The organism is Streptomyces sp. NPDC002787 (genome assembly GCF_053592095.1).
Window position 1 is genome coordinate 237335 of the sequence record NZ_JBSFVC010000005.1, and the last position, 16407, is coordinate 253741.

Annotated in this window: 14 protein-coding genes; 8 read left to right on the forward strand and 6 right to left on the reverse strand. The window is 71.1% G+C overall.

Annotation, left to right across the window (positions count from 1 at the left end; all coding sequences use genetic code 11):
• Positions 1–13 precede the first annotated feature (13 nt).
• Together ACWD26_RS09100 and ACWD26_RS09105 are read left to right on the forward strand one after the other, a co-directional pair.
• Entirely contained in the window at positions 14–1804 is a 1791-nt protein-coding gene (locus ACWD26_RS09100; protein ID WP_451267763.1) for a GMC oxidoreductase, read from the forward strand.
• Positions 1805–2077: 273 nt separating this feature from the next.
• A complete protein-coding gene (locus tag ACWD26_RS09105; RefSeq protein ID WP_451267765.1) occupies positions 2078–2815 on the forward strand; it encodes a hypothetical protein in 738 nt (245 codons plus the stop codon).
• Positions 2816–3375: 560 nt separating this feature from the next.
• Here the strand turns inward: ACWD26_RS09105 and ACWD26_RS09110 are convergent.
• On the reverse strand, positions 3376–3696 hold the full coding sequence (locus ACWD26_RS09110; protein ID WP_451267767.1) for a chorismate mutase: 321 nt from the start codon (positions 3694–3696) through the stop codon (positions 3376–3378).
• Between the two features lie 970 nt (positions 3697–4666).
• Here ACWD26_RS09110 and guaA point away from each other — a divergent pair.
• Positions 4667–6247 carry a glutamine-hydrolyzing GMP synthase gene (guaA, locus tag ACWD26_RS09115; protein WP_451267769.1) on the forward strand — a complete coding sequence of 527 codons (1581 nt, stop codon included), beginning with the start codon at positions 4667–4669 and terminating at the stop codon, positions 6245–6247.
• Between the two features lie 65 nt (positions 6248–6312).
• Here guaA and ACWD26_RS09120 read toward each other — a convergent pair whose 3' ends face one another.
• Positions 6313–6795 (reverse strand): pyridoxamine 5'-phosphate oxidase family protein, encoded by a 483-nt coding sequence (locus ACWD26_RS09120; RefSeq protein WP_451267771.1) that lies wholly within the window; start codon positions 6793–6795, stop codon positions 6313–6315.
• Between the two features lie 200 nt (positions 6796–6995).
• Between ACWD26_RS09120 and ACWD26_RS09125 the strand changes: the two genes are divergently transcribed.
• A complete protein-coding gene (locus ACWD26_RS09125) occupies positions 6996–7790 on the forward strand; it encodes a class II aldolase/adducin family protein (RefSeq protein WP_451267773.1) in 795 nt (264 codons plus the stop codon).
• A gap of 150 nt (positions 7791–7940) precedes the next feature.
• Here ACWD26_RS09125 and ACWD26_RS09130 read toward each other — a convergent pair whose 3' ends face one another.
• Positions 7941–8831: a DUF4429 domain-containing protein gene (locus tag ACWD26_RS09130; protein ID WP_451267775.1), complete on the reverse strand. Its 891-nt coding sequence runs from the start codon at positions 8829–8831 to the stop codon at positions 7941–7943.
• Between the two features lie 114 nt (positions 8832–8945).
• Positions 8946–9089 carry a hypothetical protein gene (locus tag ACWD26_RS09135; protein ID WP_451267777.1) on the reverse strand — a complete coding sequence of 48 codons (144 nt, stop codon included), beginning with the start codon at positions 9087–9089 and terminating at the stop codon, positions 8946–8948.
• Positions 9090–9170: 81 nt separating this feature from the next.
• Between ACWD26_RS09135 and ACWD26_RS09140 the strand changes: the two genes are divergently transcribed.
• Positions 9171–10451 (forward strand): hypothetical protein, encoded by a 1281-nt coding sequence (locus ACWD26_RS09140; RefSeq protein ID WP_451267779.1) that lies wholly within the window; start codon positions 9171–9173, stop codon positions 10449–10451.
• Positions 10452–10687: 236 nt separating this feature from the next.
• Complete coding sequence (locus ACWD26_RS09145; RefSeq protein ID WP_451267781.1) at positions 10688–11230, forward strand: DoxX family protein; 543 nt, start codon at positions 10688–10690, stop codon at positions 11228–11230.
• A gap of 642 nt (positions 11231–11872) precedes the next feature.
• On the opposite strand, the gene ACWD26_RS09150 is transcribed toward ACWD26_RS09145, so the two are convergent.
• Both ACWD26_RS09150 and ACWD26_RS09155 read right to left on the reverse strand, forming a co-directional pair.
• Positions 11873–12241 (reverse strand): hypothetical protein, encoded by a 369-nt coding sequence (locus tag ACWD26_RS09150; RefSeq protein ID WP_451267783.1) that lies wholly within the window; start codon positions 12239–12241, stop codon positions 11873–11875.
• The gene (locus ACWD26_RS09155; RefSeq protein WP_451267785.1) at positions 12228–13847 is read right to left on the reverse strand and encodes a PspC domain-containing protein; all 1620 of its coding nucleotides are present in this window, start codon (positions 13845–13847) and stop codon (positions 12228–12230) included. The genes ACWD26_RS09150 and ACWD26_RS09155 overlap by 14 nt, the downstream gene beginning before the upstream one ends.
• 166 nt (positions 13848–14013) lie before the next feature.
• Between ACWD26_RS09155 and ACWD26_RS09160 the strand changes: the two genes are divergently transcribed.
• The gene (locus tag ACWD26_RS09160; protein WP_451267787.1) at positions 14014–15303 is read left to right on the forward strand and encodes an ATP-binding protein; all 1290 of its coding nucleotides are present in this window, start codon (positions 14014–14016) and stop codon (positions 15301–15303) included.
• Complete coding sequence (locus ACWD26_RS09165; protein ID WP_451267789.1) at positions 15300–16202, forward strand: LuxR C-terminal-related transcriptional regulator; 903 nt, start codon at positions 15300–15302, stop codon at positions 16200–16202. The genes ACWD26_RS09160 and ACWD26_RS09165 overlap by 4 nt, the downstream gene beginning before the upstream one ends.
• Positions 16203–16407 lie beyond the last annotated feature (205 nt).

The window sequence follows — 16407 nt, forward strand, 5'->3', positions numbered from 1 at the left end:
ACGAGGAGCACACGTGCCCCAGGACGCTTACGACTACGACGTCATCGTGGTCGGATCGGGCTTCGGCGGGAGCGTCACCGCCCTGCGCCTGACCGAGAAGGGCTACAAGGTCGGCGTCCTGGAGGCGGGCCGTCGCTTCACCCGCGCCACCCTCCCCAAGAACTCCTGGGACCTCAAGAACTACCTGTGGGCCCCCGCCCTCGGAATGTTCGGCATCCAGCGCATCCACCTCCTCGGCAACGTCATGGTCCTGGCCGGGGCCGGTGTGGGCGGCGGCTCGCTCAACTACGCCAACACCCTCTACGTACCGCCGAAGCCGTTCTTCGAGGACCCGCAGTGGAAGGACATCACCGACTGGCAGGAGGAGCTGAAGCCGTACTACGACCAGGCCCGCCGCATGCTCGGCGTACGGCTCAATCCGACGATGACGCCGTCGGACGTACACCTCAAGGCCACAGCGGAGCGCATGGGTGTCGGCGACAGCTTCCACCTCGCCCCGGTCGGCGTCTTCTTCGGCGACGGCGAGGACGCCGACGGCAAGGCGAAGGCCGCGCCCGGCGACCAGGTCGCGGACCCGTACTTCGGTGGCGCGGGCCCCGCCCGCAACGCCTGCACCGAGTGCGGCGCATGCATGACCGGCTGCCGGCACGGCGCGAAGAACACCCTCAACGAGAACTACCTCCATCTCGCCGAGAAGGCGGGCGCGGTCGTCCACCCGATGACCACGGTCGTCGCCCTCACCGAGGACTCCCAGGGCGGCTACGCCGTCACGACCCTCCCGACCGACAGGCGCCGCAAGGGCGAATCCCGGGTGCTGAAGGCCCGCCGGGTCGTCCTCGCGGCCGGCACCTACGGCACCCAGACCCTGCTGCACCGTATGAAGGCGGGCGGTCAACTCCCGCACCTCTCGGACCGCTTGGGCATGCTGACCCGCACCAACTCCGAGGCCCTGGTCGGCGCCCAGACCGACAACCGCCGCTACCGCAAGGCCCACGGCGTGCCCGAGGTCGACTTCACGCGGGGCGTGGCGATCACCTCCTCCATCCACCCCGACGCCAACACCCACATCGAGCCCGTCCGCTACGGCAAGGGCTCCAACGCGATGGGCGGCCTGTCGATCCTCCAGGTCCCCTACGCGGGCGGCACCGCGTCGGACGCCTCGCGCGTCCTCGGCTGGCTGGCGTACGCGGCCAAACACCCTCTGCTGGTAGCCCGTTCCCTCTCCAACCGCCGCTGGTCGGAGCGGACCATCATCGGCCTGGTGATGCAGTCCCTGGACAACTCCCTGACGACGTATCTGAAGCCGAAGGGCCTGGGCAAGGGCCTGCTGACGGCACGGCAGGGCCATGGCGCCCCCAACCCCAAGCAGATCGAGGCCGCCTCCAAGGCCGCCTCCGCCCTGGCCGCCGAGATCAACGGCTTCGCCGGCAGCAACGTGGGCGAGCTGATGGGCACCCCGCTCACCGCGCACTTCCTCGGCGGCTGCCCCATCGGCGCCACCGCGGCCGACGGGGTCATCGACCCGTACCACCGGCTCTACGGCCACCCCGGCATCTCCGTCGTCGACGGCGCCGCCGTCTCCGCGAACCTGGGCGTGAACCCGTCCCTGACCATCACCGCCCAGGCCGAGCGCGCGATGTCGTACTGGCCCAACAACGGCGAGCCCGACCAGCGCCCGGCCCCAGGCGCCGGCTACGAACGCCTCCGCCCGGTCGAGCCCCTGCACCCGGCGGTCCCGGCGGACGCCTTCGGCGCGCTGCGGCTGCCGCTGGTACCGGTGCCGACGGTGCCGCCGAAGAAGTAGCCACGGCCGAAGAAGTAGCCACGGGAGTGGCGAAGGCGGAGAAGGACCCGCACCCCCCTCCGAGCGCGGGTCCTTCTCTCGTGTGCCAGGTGTGACCGGCGAGTGGCGTGAAGGGTTGCCCCTGCGATGACAGTTTTTTCGTGTGGCGTGAGTCACACACGAAGGGGGCTGAAGTGGCACAACGTATTGGTGCGCTCTGCTGTCACATACATGTTCGATGGGGCCTGTGGTGCCCCTGTGAGACATGAAACGAAAGTCGTGAAGGTGGGGGACATGCAGTCGAAGATGTCGCGGGCGGTGGTGGCCGTCTCGGTCGTGGCCACGCTGGGGTTCACCGCGGCGTGCGGTGGGGGCGGCGACGAGGACAAGGGCGCGGAGACGAAGCCGTCGGCCGCCGGCAGTGCCACGGCCGCCGGTGACTCGAAGCAGGACGCGGCCGGGAAGTCCGCGCTGACCGAGGCCCAGCTGAAGGAGGCGGCCCTCGCGAAGGGGGACGTGAAGGGGTACAAGGTCGCCGACATGCCCGCGGAGGACATGCCGGCCGAGACCGTTCCCGCGGAGCCGGCCGCCTGCCAGCCCCTCGCGAACATGTTCAACTTCACCTCAGACCCGCAGCCGAAGGCCCGCGCCGGACGCACGGTCACCTCGGAGGACGAGCTCTCCGCCAATGTCATCTCCCTCGCGCTCGCCGCGCACGGGCAGAGCGACGCCGAGAAGGTGATGGCCGACCTGCGCAAGGCCACGGAGACCTGCACCAAGTACGAGCACGTCGGCAACAAGTACTCCGACATCGAGGCCCTCACCGCCCCCGAGCAAGGCGACGAGGCCGTCGCGTACAAGCTCAAGGGCAACATCGAGGGCGCGAAGATCCCGATGTCCTTCACGGTCGTGCGCAGCGGCTCCACGCTCATCGGGTTCTACTCGATGAACATGCTCGACGCGGACAAGGCGGAGGTGCCGGCCGAGCTGCTGGAGGCCCAGGTCGCGAAGGTGGAGAAGGTCGCCGGCTGAGCGGCGGCGACGCCGTATGACGAAGGGCCCCGCGAGAGGAAGTCGCGGGGCCCTTCTGAGTCGGCACCGACGTCACGGCTGCGCCGGTGCTTCGAAGCGGCGCCGGGGGATTGCGCCGCGGGCCCGGAGTCCGGAAGTACGATCGGCGCCCCGGCGCCCCGGCGCGCATCGGGGGCGCGCACCTGGTGTCGACCATTGACGGCAGGCGGCGGCTGTTCTCGCATCGTGAGGGAGGGACGACGGCCTCCGCAACCGTCCCGACCACCCTTGAACAGATTCCGCCGGCCGGCCCCGGGCGTCCCCGGAGCCGACCGTTCTCTTGAGTGACCGGGCTGCTGTCCCCTGCCGTCCGGTCACAACCCTGGAGCGAGGTCCCACGGCGTACGCACGATCCGTACGCCTCATCGCTCCAGCGGAGCCACGCGTGGTTCTTTCGGGCCGGGCCTGGCTGGCACGGACACCGACACCAACGAAGCGTGTCGTACGACGGTCACGCGCCGTACGGGTGAGAGAGCAGGCGTACTTACGTGCGCCGCTTGTGCGCTGCCTCCGCGCGCCGGTCAGATGCGCCCCCGGCACAGCTCCAGCAGGGTCATGGCGAGCGCGGTGCCGGGCTTGCCGAGGGCGTCCCTGTAGTGGGCGAGGATCTCCATCTCCCGCGACAGGTTCACGCGCCGCCCGCCCGACTCGATCCGTGCATCCTGAATCACGGCCGACACCGCCATCCGTTCCTGCACCAGCCCGATGATCCGGTCGTCGAGCGCGTCGATCCGTTCCCGCGCACCGCTGATCACACCGGCGGCCTCCACGGTCCGGGCACCGGTCTTCTCGGTGGCCGTCTTGTCGGTGGCGGCGGTCTTCTCGGTGGAGGTGATGGTCATCTTCGGGGCTCCTCGGCGTGTCCGATCGGCCGCCCCGCCCCGACAGTTCCCGAAAACGCCAGGCGCCCCGGGCCTTGTCGGCCCGGGGCGCCTGGGAAGTCGCTTGTCAGTAGCTCAAGCAGCACGACCATGGCAGCCGGTGGGCCGGCGGCCATAGGTAAAGACGAAGGTCGAGTGCGCAAGCATGCGGCCCAGTATGCCACGCCCGCGCGCCCGCCCAGCCCAGGGGCAAGGCGTCACACTGCAGCTTCGGTCCGGGGCGCCGTTGCGGCGCTGCGTGTGGGGCGGGGTGCGTGCGTCGCGGTTTCGGTCTGGGGTGCGGTTTCGGCGCTGCGTGTGGGCGGGGTGCGTGCGTCGCGGTTTCGGTCTGGGGTGCGGTTTCGGCGCTGCGTGTGGGCGGGGTGCGTGCGTCGCCGTTTCGGTCTGGGGCGCCCGTTCCGTGCTGCCTGCGGGACGGGGAGCGAGTGCCACCGCTTCGGACCGGGCGCCGGTTCCGTGTCGTCGCTCAGGACCGGATGCTGTTCCACGTCGTCGCCCCGGGCCGGAGGCCTTACGCGCTGCTTCGTCAGCCGGAGGTGATTTTCCGTGCCCCGCTCCGGCCGCAAACTTGTCCACCTCCGGGCCGAGAGGCCCTCTCCGTGCTGCCTCTGCCGCCCGAGGCGCTCGCCGCGCTGTCTGTTCCGGCCGAGGGGGCTGCGCCGAGCCATCCCGCCGACCGAGGGGCCGTGCCGCGCTATCGCGCAGACCGAGGGACCTGCCCCGTGCCGTTTCTCCGATCGCGGCGCGGCGCCTTTTACCCGGCCTCCGCTGTAGCCGAGTCCGGTGCCTTCTCCTCCAAGCGAGTCGGGTGGTGGGTGGGCGAAGGGTCTCGGGGTCTGGGGGCGGAGCCCCCGGTGGCCCACTCCAAGAGACGGCACCCCCCGGTAGACTCGGCCACACAGACCCCCGCCCAACCGCCGGAAGGCACCCCGTGTCATCAGCGACCCCCGCTGCCACCGCCCCCGACACCGTCCTGGTCGTCGACTTCGGCGCGCAGTACGCCCAGCTCATCGCCCGTCGCGTCCGCGAGGCCCGGGTCTACAGCGAGATCGTGCCGAGCACCATGCCGGTCGCGGAGATGCTCGCCAAGAACCCGGCGGCGATCATCCTCTCCGGCGGCCCCTCCTCGGTGTACGCCGAGGGCGCCCCCCGCCTCGACCGCGAGCTCTTCGAGTCCGGTGTCCCCGTCTTCGGCATGTGCTACGGCTTCCAGCTGATGGCCACCACCCTCGGCGGCACCGTCGACAACACGGGGGCGCGCGAGTACGGCCGTACGCCCCTCCACGTCTCCAAGGCCGGCAGCACCCTCTTCGAGGGCACCCCCGACGAGCAGTCGGTCTGGATGTCCCACGGCGACGCCTGCTCCGCCGCCCCCGAGGGCTTCACCGTCACCGCCTCCACCGACGTCGTACCGGTCGCCGCCTTCGAGAACGACGAGAAGAAGCTGTACGGCGTCCAGTACCACCCGGAGGTCATGCACTCAACCCACGGCCAGCAGGTCCTGGAGCACTTCCTCTACCGGGGCGCGGGCATCACCCCGAGCTGGACCACCGGCAACGTCATCGAGGAGCAGGTCGAGGCCATCCGTGAGCAGGTCGGCGACAAGCGCGCGATCTGCGGCCTCTCCGGCGGCGTGGACTCCGCCGTCGCCGCGGCCCTCGTACAGAAGGCCATCGGCTCCCAGCTGACCTGCGTGTACGTCGACCACGGCCTCATGCGCAAGGGTGAGACCGAGCAGGTCGAGAAGGACTTCGTCGCCGCGACCGGCGTACAGCTGAAGGTCGTCGACGCGGAGGAGCGGTTCCTCAAGGCGCTCGCCGGGGTGTCCGACCCCGAGGAGAAGCGCAAGATCATCGGCCGCGAGTTCATCCGCGTCTTCGAGCAGGCCCAGGCGGAGATCATCGCCGACGAGGGCCCCGAGGTCGCGTTCCTCGTCCAGGGCACCCTCTACCCGGACGTCGTCGAGTCCGGCGGCGGCACCGGCACCGCCAACATCAAGTCCCACCACAACGTGGGCGGCCTTCCGGAAGACCTCGAGTTCAAGCTCATCGAGCCGCTCCGCAAGCTCTTCAAGGACGAGGTCCGGATGGTCGGCCAGGAGCTGGGGCTCCCGGAGGAGATCGTCCAGCGCCAGCCCTTCCCGGGCCCCGGCCTCGGCATCCGGATCGTCGGCGAGGTCACCAAGGACCGCCTCGACCTGCTCCGCGAGGCCGACGCCATCGCCCGCGAGGAGCTGACGGCGGCCGGCCTCGACCGCGACATCTGGCAGTGCCCGGTGGTCCTCCTCGCCGACGTCCGCAGCGTCGGCGTCCAGGGCGACGGCCGCACCTACGGCCACCCCATCGTCCTGCGCCCGGTCTCCTCCGAGGACGCCATGACCGCCGACTGGTCGCGGCTGCCGTACGAGGTCCTCGCGAAGATCTCCACCCGGATCACCAACGAGGTCGCCGACGTCAACCGCGTCGTCCTCGACGTGACGAGCAAGCCCCCGGGGACGATCGAGTGGGAGTGAGCCCCGGCGTGACTCCCCGGCGTGACTCCCCGGCGTGAGTCCCCGGCTTCGCTGCGCGAAGGGGCTCAGGTCCGTTTGAGCGTCCGCACCGGCGCTCCGGGCTTCCAGACCTGGACGACCAGATACTTGTCATCCTCGACGTAGGTCCGTACGACCTCCGTCACCTCGGTGCGGAAGAGGTGGAACGGCTCCGGCGGTTCCACCTCTTCGCCGTACGCGGCCTTGACCGCGGGATCGTCGACCTCGACAGCCCGCCCGCTCACCCGTACGTCACCGCCGCCCATCCCCGTCCCCGGGCCGGGATTGGCCTGGAGCGCGAAACGGGGATCGCGGCGCAGATCGAGCGCCTTGAGCGAGTCGGGCATCATCCCCAGCCACAGCTCGCCGTTCACGAACCGAACCTCCAGCCCGGTCGTACGCGGGGAGCCGTCCTTGCGGAGAGTGGCGAGGATGTGATGGGTGAAGGCCCCGAAGCGCGCCTCGACGGTCCGTGCGAGCTCGGGTTCGGCGGCGACGAACGCGCCCCAGTTCGAAAGATTCTCCGGCATACGTCGAGTCTGGCGCGGATACCCGACAACCACTGTCCGGTTACCCCGAGCGACGTACGGCTTGACCCGAACGGTGTGCGATCTCGCGCGCTTCTGTGACTTGCGTAACGGTTGCGCACTCTCTTCACGGAACGGGCCTGTTCCGCGTGGGGGACCGACGGTAACTTCCGATTCGTAAAGGAAGTCAGTCTGGAGGACACATGCACGGGCCCACACCGCCCCTGCCCCTACCCACCGACCAGCTTCGGTTCGCCATGCCGCCGATGCACGAGTCGGCGGAGGACGAGCGGCGGCACCGCAAGGAACGGCTGGCCGGGGCTCTGCGGATCTTCGGGCGACTGGGGTTCGAGGAGGGGGTCTCGGGGCACATCACCGCACGCGACCCGGAGTTCAGCGACTGCTTCTGGGTCAATCCGTTCGGGATGCCGTTCAAGCACGTCACGGTGAGTGACCTGGTCCTCGCCAACCAGGACGGGCAGGTGATCGAGGGCCGCTACCACGTGAACCAGGCGGCCTTCACCGTCCACGCCCAGGTGCACGCCGCCCGCCCCGACGTCGTCGCGGTCGCCCACTGTCACTCCGTGCACGGCCGCGCGCTGGCCGCCCTCGGGGAGCTGATCGACCCGATCACCCAGGAGTCCTGCGCGTTCTACGAGGACACCGCGCTGTACGACCACTACACGGGTGTCGCGGTGGACGCGGACGAGGGCCGCCGGATCGCCGCGGTGCTGGGGAGCCGCAAGGCTCTGGTGCTGCGCAACCACGGTCTGCTGACGGTCGGCGACTCCGTCGACGCGGCGGCGTGGTGGTTCCTGTCGATGGAACGCTCGGCCCAGGTGCAGCTCACCGCCAAGGCGGCCGGACGCCCGCTCCTCATCGAACACCGGCTGGCCGCGGCGACGCGGGAACAGGCGGGCGGCGACCTGGTGGCATGGATCAACTACCAGCCGCTGTGGCAGGACATCAGCCGCAGCGAACCGGATCTGCTGAGCTGAGCAGCAGCGCCCCGAAAGGGGCGCGGGGCGGGGTCGATAGGCGACTCCGCCCCGCGGGCGCGACCAGCCACAGAACACCCGCCGGACGCGAGACGGCCGTGTGCAGCCGTGTACGGCCGTGTGTTTGGTACGGCGGCTGCGCGAAAGCCCTCAGAAGTCGCGAAGCACCGCCGCCTTCGTGGCCGCGAACTCCTCGTCCGTGAGGACACCGTCGCGGTGCAGCGCGCCGAGTTCGCGGAGACGGCGAAGGAGGGTGTCGTGGTGGTCGGCGGCCGACGGCGGGCCCGTGGCGGCCCCGGCCGGCCCGGACCGGTCCGCATGGTCGTTCGCCCGCGTCGACGGGTGAGGCAGCCGTGCCGTCACCGCCGTCGCGACGAGCGCCGTGAGCAGGTCGCGCCGCGTGCTGCCCCACAGGTCGAGAGCGAACGGGTCCCGCTCCGGCGGCAGCTTGGAGAACACGGTCTCCCGCGTCACGAACCGCAGGAACCCGTCCTCGTAACCGGAGTTGGGCAGCCACTCGACCTGCACCAGATCTCCGAGGTCGATGATCCGCGGGCCGGTCGCGCGCTTCACGCGATCGGACGTGTCGTTCCAGTCGATCCTCACCTGCGTACCGTCGAACGACACCGTCCCGTCGCTGGACCGCACGGACACCGGTACGGGCGGCCCGGGCAGCAGATAGGTCCTGGCAGGCTCCTTCGGCGTCTGCTCCAGCAGCATGGACTGCCGTATCTCCTCGGCCACGTACTCGGCGATCCCCGAACGGTCGAGATCGACCGTCAGCCGGTACGGGTCGGCCGCGTCCGGCAGCCGCCCGCCCGTCGCCTGGAGCAGCGGATCACTGCCCTCACGCAGCCGCAACCGGAGCCGCCCGCGCTTGCGTTCGGGCTCGTAGACGACACCGGCCACCGCCTCCAAGGGCACCGCGATCTCCCCGTACGTCTGCCGGAACAGCGCCACGGAACGGTGCAGGCCCGGCGTGATCCGAACCGTGCTGCCGTCGAAGGCCCAGGTCCCGTCCCGCTGGATGATCTCGGCCATAGAAGGATTCTCGCAGCCGGGTCAACACGAGCACCGAGACTTCACCCCGCCCATCACTTGCGGGGAGTGGCCCCTGCCGGACGCGGGCCGTGTTCCGTACGGCACAATTCGCTGTCATCGCAGGGCAGTTGTACGGCCGCACGGCTGTGGCAGTGAGCGGATGTACGTACGACGTCCGGCGATGACGGTGATGGCGTCGATGAAAGCGTCCAGGGCGGCGTCGACAACGGCGTTCATGGCGTGGACGACGGTGTTCATGGCGTTCGATACGACGGTGGCGGCGAATGCCGAGGAACGCGGACGCGTAGGCGGACGCGGCGCGGGAAGGCGGGCTCGGACGTGGCGGTGCAGGAGGCGAGAGGCGGTATGGGCGCGGGCGCCCATACCGGCGGCTGCACGTGCGGGGACTGCCCGCACGGGGCACGCGCGGGACATCGGCGCGCAGTCGCGGAGTTCCTGCTGAAACGGGAGGAGTTCGCGTCCGGGCAGGGGCTGCCCGCCGCCGTCGCACACTCCGCGTCCGCCTCCCGGCAGTGGGTCTCCGACGAACTCACCCAGTCCGCTGCCCTCGTGGCCGAACGGGGCCGGGTCGAGGGCGAGGCCTGGCTCGCCTGCCTGTGGCTGCGCACGGCGATCGTCGTCTGGATCGCCGTCGTGACCCTCCTCCTCGTCCAGTCCCTCACCGCGATCGGCGCGGGCTGGACGGTCGCCCGCACCGCCGGTCTGCTCGCCGCCCTGCTGGTGGGCGCCACGCTGACGGGCGCCGGATATCTGCACCGGGCGCGCGGCGGCGCCCTCGCCCCGGTCATCGGTGAGGACAACCGTCTCTCCACCTCCCGTGCCGTCGCGGCGAGTTGGGTCCTCTTCGTCGTCTTCGCGATCCTCGTCCTCGTCGGCCGCCTGGCCGCCGCCTCCGACCACCGCGAACGCGACGCCCTCATCGCCGGCCTCGACCTCGCCCGCGGCGCCGGCATCGTGACCGTCCTCGCCGTCGTCTGCGGCATCGCCGTCCTGGTCCGCCGTGTGGTCGGCCTCCGCGTCCTCGCCCAACGCCTCCAGAAGGTCCGCGCCCACCGCCCCCGCGCCGCCGACCTCCTCACCGACGACTCGGGCCGCGGCAGCTTCACGGACATCCAGTACGTGATCATCTGCACCGTCGCCCTCGCCTTCGCGGCCGTCCGCCTGGCCCGCCGCCCCGACCAACTCCCCGATCTCCCCTGGGGCCTCGCCCTCCTCGTCCTCGTCTCCGCGGCCACCTACGTCGCCGGCAAATACGCCGAGGGCGGCCGCCCCGTCATCCTCTCCGTCGTCCGCGCCCGCGAGGCCGGCGACCTCGACGCCCCCATCCGCAACGGCGACGACATCGAGATCCGCGGCGCCGGCTTCGTTCCACCCGGCGCCCAGACCGCCGACCGCCTCTCCCGCATGGTCGTCCGCATCGGCCCCGTCCATGTCCACGTCCCCCTCGTTCCCGTCGCCGGCGGCTTCAGCAACCCCACCGACGCCGTCCTCACCGCCCCCGTCCCCGCCGACGTCGAACCCGGCAAGGTCGAGGTCCAGGTCGTCACCGCAGCGGGCGTCGAAACCAACCGCTACACGATCGAGGTCTCCGCGGACTGACCCCGAGCGCCGGTCCGAAGCGCCGCGAGGACGAGTGCGCGAAGGACGGGGACGGGGACGGGGCTGGGCGGCGGGCGGCGGGTGGTGGGGCGAAAAGAACATCCGGGCCGCCTTCCGGCGCCGGACCAGGCTGCCCGCCCGGAAAAACGTTCCGCACTATTGAGCGCCCCCACCCCTCCGAACGTATCGTCTGTTGAGGGGTCAACTTGCACGGCGGACAAGAGGCGGCGCAGACCATGACTCATGACATTCGCTCGAACTCCTACACCCCCTACGTCGACGGCGGCCACGACCTGCGGGACACAGCGACCCGCTACGCCCTGCTGCCCCTACGCATCTTCCTGGCCGTCACCTTCATCTACGCCGGCCTGGACAAACTCACCGACAGCGCCTTCATGGCCGACTCCGGCTCCGGTTCCATCGGCGACATGATGAGCGCCGCCCGAGACTCCTCCGCCATCCCGGCCCTGATCGACATGGCCCTGAAGAACCCCGTCGGCTTCGGCTACGCCATCGCCTTCGGTGAACTCGCCGTCGGCATCGGCACTCTCCTCGGCCTCCTCTCCCGCCTAGCCGCCCTCGGCGGCGCCCTGATCTCCCTCAGCCTCTGGCTGACGGTCAGCTGGTCGGCATCCCCGTACTACTACGGCAACGACCTCCCCTACTTCATGGCCTGGATCCCCCTGATCCTCGCCGGCGCCCCGGTCCTCTCGGTCGACGCGGCCATCCGCTCCCGCCGCCACGCAGGCACCAGACACCGCGCAGGCACCCACCGCTGAGCACCCCTCTCCGCCCCACTCACCACCACTCGGTCCCAACAACCCGCCCACGTCGACCGAGCCGCCCGCCTCCACCGAACCGCCTGGACCGCCCACCCGAGCTGCGTGTCCGGGCCGCGCCTCCGAGCGGCGCGCCTGGACCGTTCCTCTGAGTTGTCTGTCTGGACCGCCGGTCTGGACCGCCGGTCTGGACCGCGTCCCTAGGTCGCGTCCCCAGGACGCACACCGGCGTCGCCTGCCCGGCCGTGTGCCTGAGGCGCCTGCCCGAGCGGCGTGTCGGGCTGCGCGTCCGGGCCGTCCGCCCACAGCCCATCCGCCGGACCATCTCCCAGACCCAGACCCAGACCCAGACCTAGACCTAGACCTAGACCCAGACCCAGACCCAGACCCAGACCCAGACCCAGACCCAGACCCAGACCCAGGAGCCCAGGCCGGGGCCGCAGCGCCGGAGCTCGGCAGTGACCGCCGTCGGTGTATGCCTGAGGCCGGGTAACAAGACCGCCCTTGGTCAACCCGCTCCGGCACCGGCTGCGACTCGCACCTGCTCGGCCGTTGCGGGCGTCGGCTGCCTGGTAGCACCCCCCTCACGCACCTGCTCGCCGTGTTCACTCCAGAGCTGCCCCCGCGTCCCGCCCTTGTCCGTCAATCCGACCCCCGCGCCGCCTCTCCCGTCGTCCCCGCCCTCCCGGCTTGTTCGGTTGCTCCATCCCGTCCCGCCGTCCCGGTCGGCCCCATCGACCCGGTCGTCCCGCTCGCTCCCGCCATCCCGGTCATCCCGCTCGCTCCCATCGGCCCGGCCGTCCCCGTCCGTCCAGATGCCCGGCGGCCCCGTATCGAGTGGTTCAGGAATGCCACCGCACCCGCGAGGCACAGTCCGCCGACGATGAGCGGTATCACGACGAACCACGGAGTGTGCCAGGCGTCGCCCGCGTCTCCCAGGTAGACGACACCGGTGGCGGTGAGGAAGAGGCCGGCGACGAGTTTGCCCGGCCGGAAGTCATGACGCAGCACGGGCCACCTCCGCCTGTCCCAGACCCACTTCGAGGTCGATGGTGAGGGTGCCGCCGTTCTTCGAGCCCTTCGCCGGGGACAGCGTCAGCCGATCGCTCTTGTCCGGTGCCACGTCCACGTCCTCCTTGTCGTCACCCGGCAACTGGATGTCACCGAGGCCCACCTCGATGTCGAGCCGCACGGTGACGTCCGGCGGTACCACCACCTTCACCTTGCCCGCGCCCACCTCCACTCTCGTGGCCAACGTCTCTCCCTCGGCCACGTCCACCTCCGACAGGTCCAGCGTGCCCACGCCGGTCCCCAGCTCGTACCGGGCCGCCACACTCTCCGCGTTCCTCGGTGTCCACTCCGTACGGGCCCAGTCGGTGGTGATGTTGGCCGGGAGCGCCGCCGTGCACGCCAGGAGCCCCGCCGTGACCACGGCCAGGAAGATCGACCCCGCCCCCGTACGGCCCAGGAGGGCGCTCAGGGCTATGCCCAGGCCGAACACGGTCAGCGCGCAGGCCAGGCCGGTCTGCAGGCTGGCGGCCAGTGCGCGGTCCTCCCAGGTCGCGCCGGTGCCGATGCCGCCGGCGAGCAGCGCGAGCAGGAAGACCCAGCCACCTATCCACCGCGGCCCACGCGGCTTCGGCGGCCGCATGACGCGTATGTCCGGGCGGGATGGCGGCAGGCCCCGGGCGATGTTGACGGCCGCCGCCATGTCCCGGTCGCGGGTCTCCCACGGCCCCCACAGATAGCCCGTGCCGCCGACATGGGTCCCGTCCTTGACTATCGGGTCCCGCCACCAGGACGGGTAGGAGGCGGGAACGGGCGGCGCCTGGGCCTCCGGCGGCGCGTCGGCCACGGCCTGCGCGGCAAGCGGATCGGGATCAGGGGCGCCGCGCTGCTGCGACCAGTACCCCGCGCCGGCCAGGAGCAGGGAGACGACCACGGAGAAGGTCAGCACGGTGGTGTTGCTCAACAGGGTGAGAAAGACGCCGCAGCCGACCAGCGCGAAGAGCACGGCCGCGAGGGCCTGGCCGTCGACCCGGCCGGTCAGCAGCTTGCGTACCTCGTTCTCCTCCTCGTCGTCGTAGGGCACGAAAAGCCAGGCGAAGCCGTAGAAGATGAGGCCCAGGCCGCCGGTCGCGGAGAGCACCGCCAGCACCACCCGGAAGATCACCGGATCCATGTCGCACTGTCGGCCGAGCCCCGCGCAGACACCGCCCAGCATCTTGTACCGCCGGTCACGGCGGAACCTGTGCGGAGCGGCGGAGGCGCCGGCCGGATCATCGGGGGCGAGGCGGCCCGTCGCGCCGACGGCGGACTGGTCCGCCGCGCCGGGCGAGGGCCGGCCAGCCACCGGTGAACCGCCCGGGCCGGTGGGGGCCGCTTGATCCGCGTGCGCGCCCGCGCCCGCCCGCGTGCCCGCGCCTGCGTGCGTGTGCGCGCTTGCCCGGGCGCCCGCGCCCGCGTGCGGGCCCGCGCCCGCGTCCTCGTGTGCGCGCGGCTCCTCGGCCGTGCCCGATGGGGGCACGGCGTCCTGCGGCTCGTCGGTGAGCCGCCGGGCGTCCGGACCCGAGCCGGGGCCCGGCTCCTCCGCTGCCGCGTGCTGGTGATCCGTCATGCGTCCATCGTGACCGCCGAGCCGGTCCGATGGCAGTCGGGATGACCCTGGTCGAACCCTGATATCCGCCCGGGGATGCGTTCGATCACGCCTGGGCCGAAGATCAGGGGCGTCTCGGGGATCGACCCTGATGCCTCGATCGGCCGTGCGTGTGAACATCGATGGCATGCCGGAAGCCGCAGCACTGCCAGTCGACACTCCGCGGCCCCCGCGCAAGCTCTACCGCAGCAGCGACGGACGCTGGCTCGGAGGCGTGGCGCGAGGGCTCGCCGGACATCTCGGCCTGCCCGTGATCTGGGTGCGGCTCGTGTTCGCCGGCCTCTTCCTCGCGGACGGCCTCGGCGCCCTTCTCTACGCGGCGTTCTGGTTCTTCGTGCCGCTGGGCGTCGGCGGCGTAGACAATCAACGGCCCCCGTCCCTCGCCACCGAGACCTCACCCGACGGCCGTCGCAGACTCGTGGCCCGCAAACCCGACCGGGGCCAGATAGTCGCCCTCCTCCTCATGGTCGTCGTGGCCATGGTCTTCGTCGGCAATGTGGATCTCGGCGATGCCGCAAGGGCGTATCTCTGGCCGAGCGTGCTCGTCGCGGCCGGCGTCGCCCTGGTCTGGCGCCAGGCGGACAACGCGCGGCGTGCCCGCTGGGCCGAGGTCGGCCGCCGTCGGCGCACGATCACCTTGCTTCGTTCCGTGGCCGGTGTCCTGCTGGTCACCGCGGGGGTCTCCGGGATCTTCGTCCTGCAGGGCTCGGCCGACCACCTGGGCTCGGTGCTGCAGGCCGCGCTCGCGGTCCTCGTCGGGATAACGCTGCTGGCCGGCCCGTACCTCGTCCGTATGACCCAGGACCTCTCCGAGGAGCGCCTGATGCGCATCCGCGCCCAGGAGCGCGCGGAGGTCGCGGCCCACGTCCACGACTCGGTGCTGCACACGCTGACGCTGATACAGCGCAACGCGGACAACCCGAACGAGGTTCGCCGCCTCGCCCGCGCCCAGGAGCGCGACCTGCGCAACTGGCTCTACAAACCCGAAGGCACAGGAAAGGACGAGGACGACGAACCCGACACGCTCGCCGAGGCCGTGCGACGCAACGCTGCCGAGGTCGAGGACAAGCACGGCGTCCCCATAGAGGTGGTCGTCGTCGGCGACTGCCCCCTCGACGACGGACTGACCGCACAGATGCAGGCCGCGCGCGAGGCGATGGTGAACGCCGCCAAGTACGGTGGCGAGGGCGGCGCCGTACAGGTCTTCGCCGAGGTCGAGGGAAGGACGGTCTTCGTGTCCGTCCGCGATCGCGGCCCCGGCTTCGACCTCGACGCGATACCCGCCGACCGTATGGGCGTCAGAGAATCGATCATCGGCCGCATGGAGCGCAACGGGGGTACGGCACGGCTCCGCGCCGTACCGGACGGCGGCACGGAGGTCGAGTTGGAGATGGAGAGGGCGGAGACGACGTCATGAGCGACGCGAACGGGGCGAACGACCTTGCCGTGCAGGGCGGTTCGGGCACGGGCCCGGGCGGCGACCAGGGAGGCCCGGCCGCGCGGGGCACCGGGTCGGTCGAAGGCGGGGCCCGCGAGCCCGACCTGTCCAGCGAGCCAAATCAAGCCGGCGAGTCCAATGAGGCCAGTGAGCCCGACCGAGCCTCTGCGGCCGGCGACTCCGGAGTGGCAGGCCCGGCCGGGGTCTCCGGGCCCGGGCGGCATGTCCGGGTCGTGCTGGTCGACGATCACCGTATGTTCCGTACGGGAGTGCAGGCCGAGATCGGACAGACGGACCGTACGGGCGTGGAGGTGGTCGGGGAGGCGCCCGACGTCGACCAGGCGGTCTCGGTGATCACGAGCACGCGGCCGGAGGTGGTGCTCCTCGATGTGCACCTGCCCGGCGGCGGTGGCGTCGAGGTCCTGCGTCGCTGTTCGGCGTTGATGGCGGACAGCGAGCAGCCCGTCCGCTTCCTGGCCCTGTCCGTGTCGGACGCGGCGGAGGACGTGATCGGGGTGATCCGGGGCGGCGCGCGGGGCTATGTCACCAAGACGATCACCGGCTCCGACCTCGTCGACTCGATCTTCCGGGTCCAGGACGGCGACGCTGTCTTCTCCCCGCGTCTGGCCGGCTTCGTCCTCGACGCCTTCGCCTCCACCGACGCCCCACCCGTCGACGAGGACCTCGACCGGCTCACCCAGCGAGAGCGCGAGGTACTGCGTCTCATCGCCCGTGGCTACGCGTACAAGGAGATCGCCAAGCAGCTCTACATCTCGGTGAAGACGGTGGAATCCCATGTCTCCGCCGTGCTACGGAAGTTGCAGCTCTCCAACCGGCATGAGCTGACGAGGTGGGCGACGGCACGACGCTTGGTGTGACACCCACACCACCCCCTCCGGACCTCACCCACACCGCCACCGCAGCCGCGCCCGGGGGCTCAACTGAAAGACGCTGGCTGCGGCGAGGTCGGACTCGGGCTCGGTGATGCCCGCCCCCTCGTCGACGGCGAGTCGGGCAGGGGGATCTCGTCCCACACGGCGTCGTCGGCGAGCAGGACGAGGTCGTCCTTGTTCTGACGTGCCG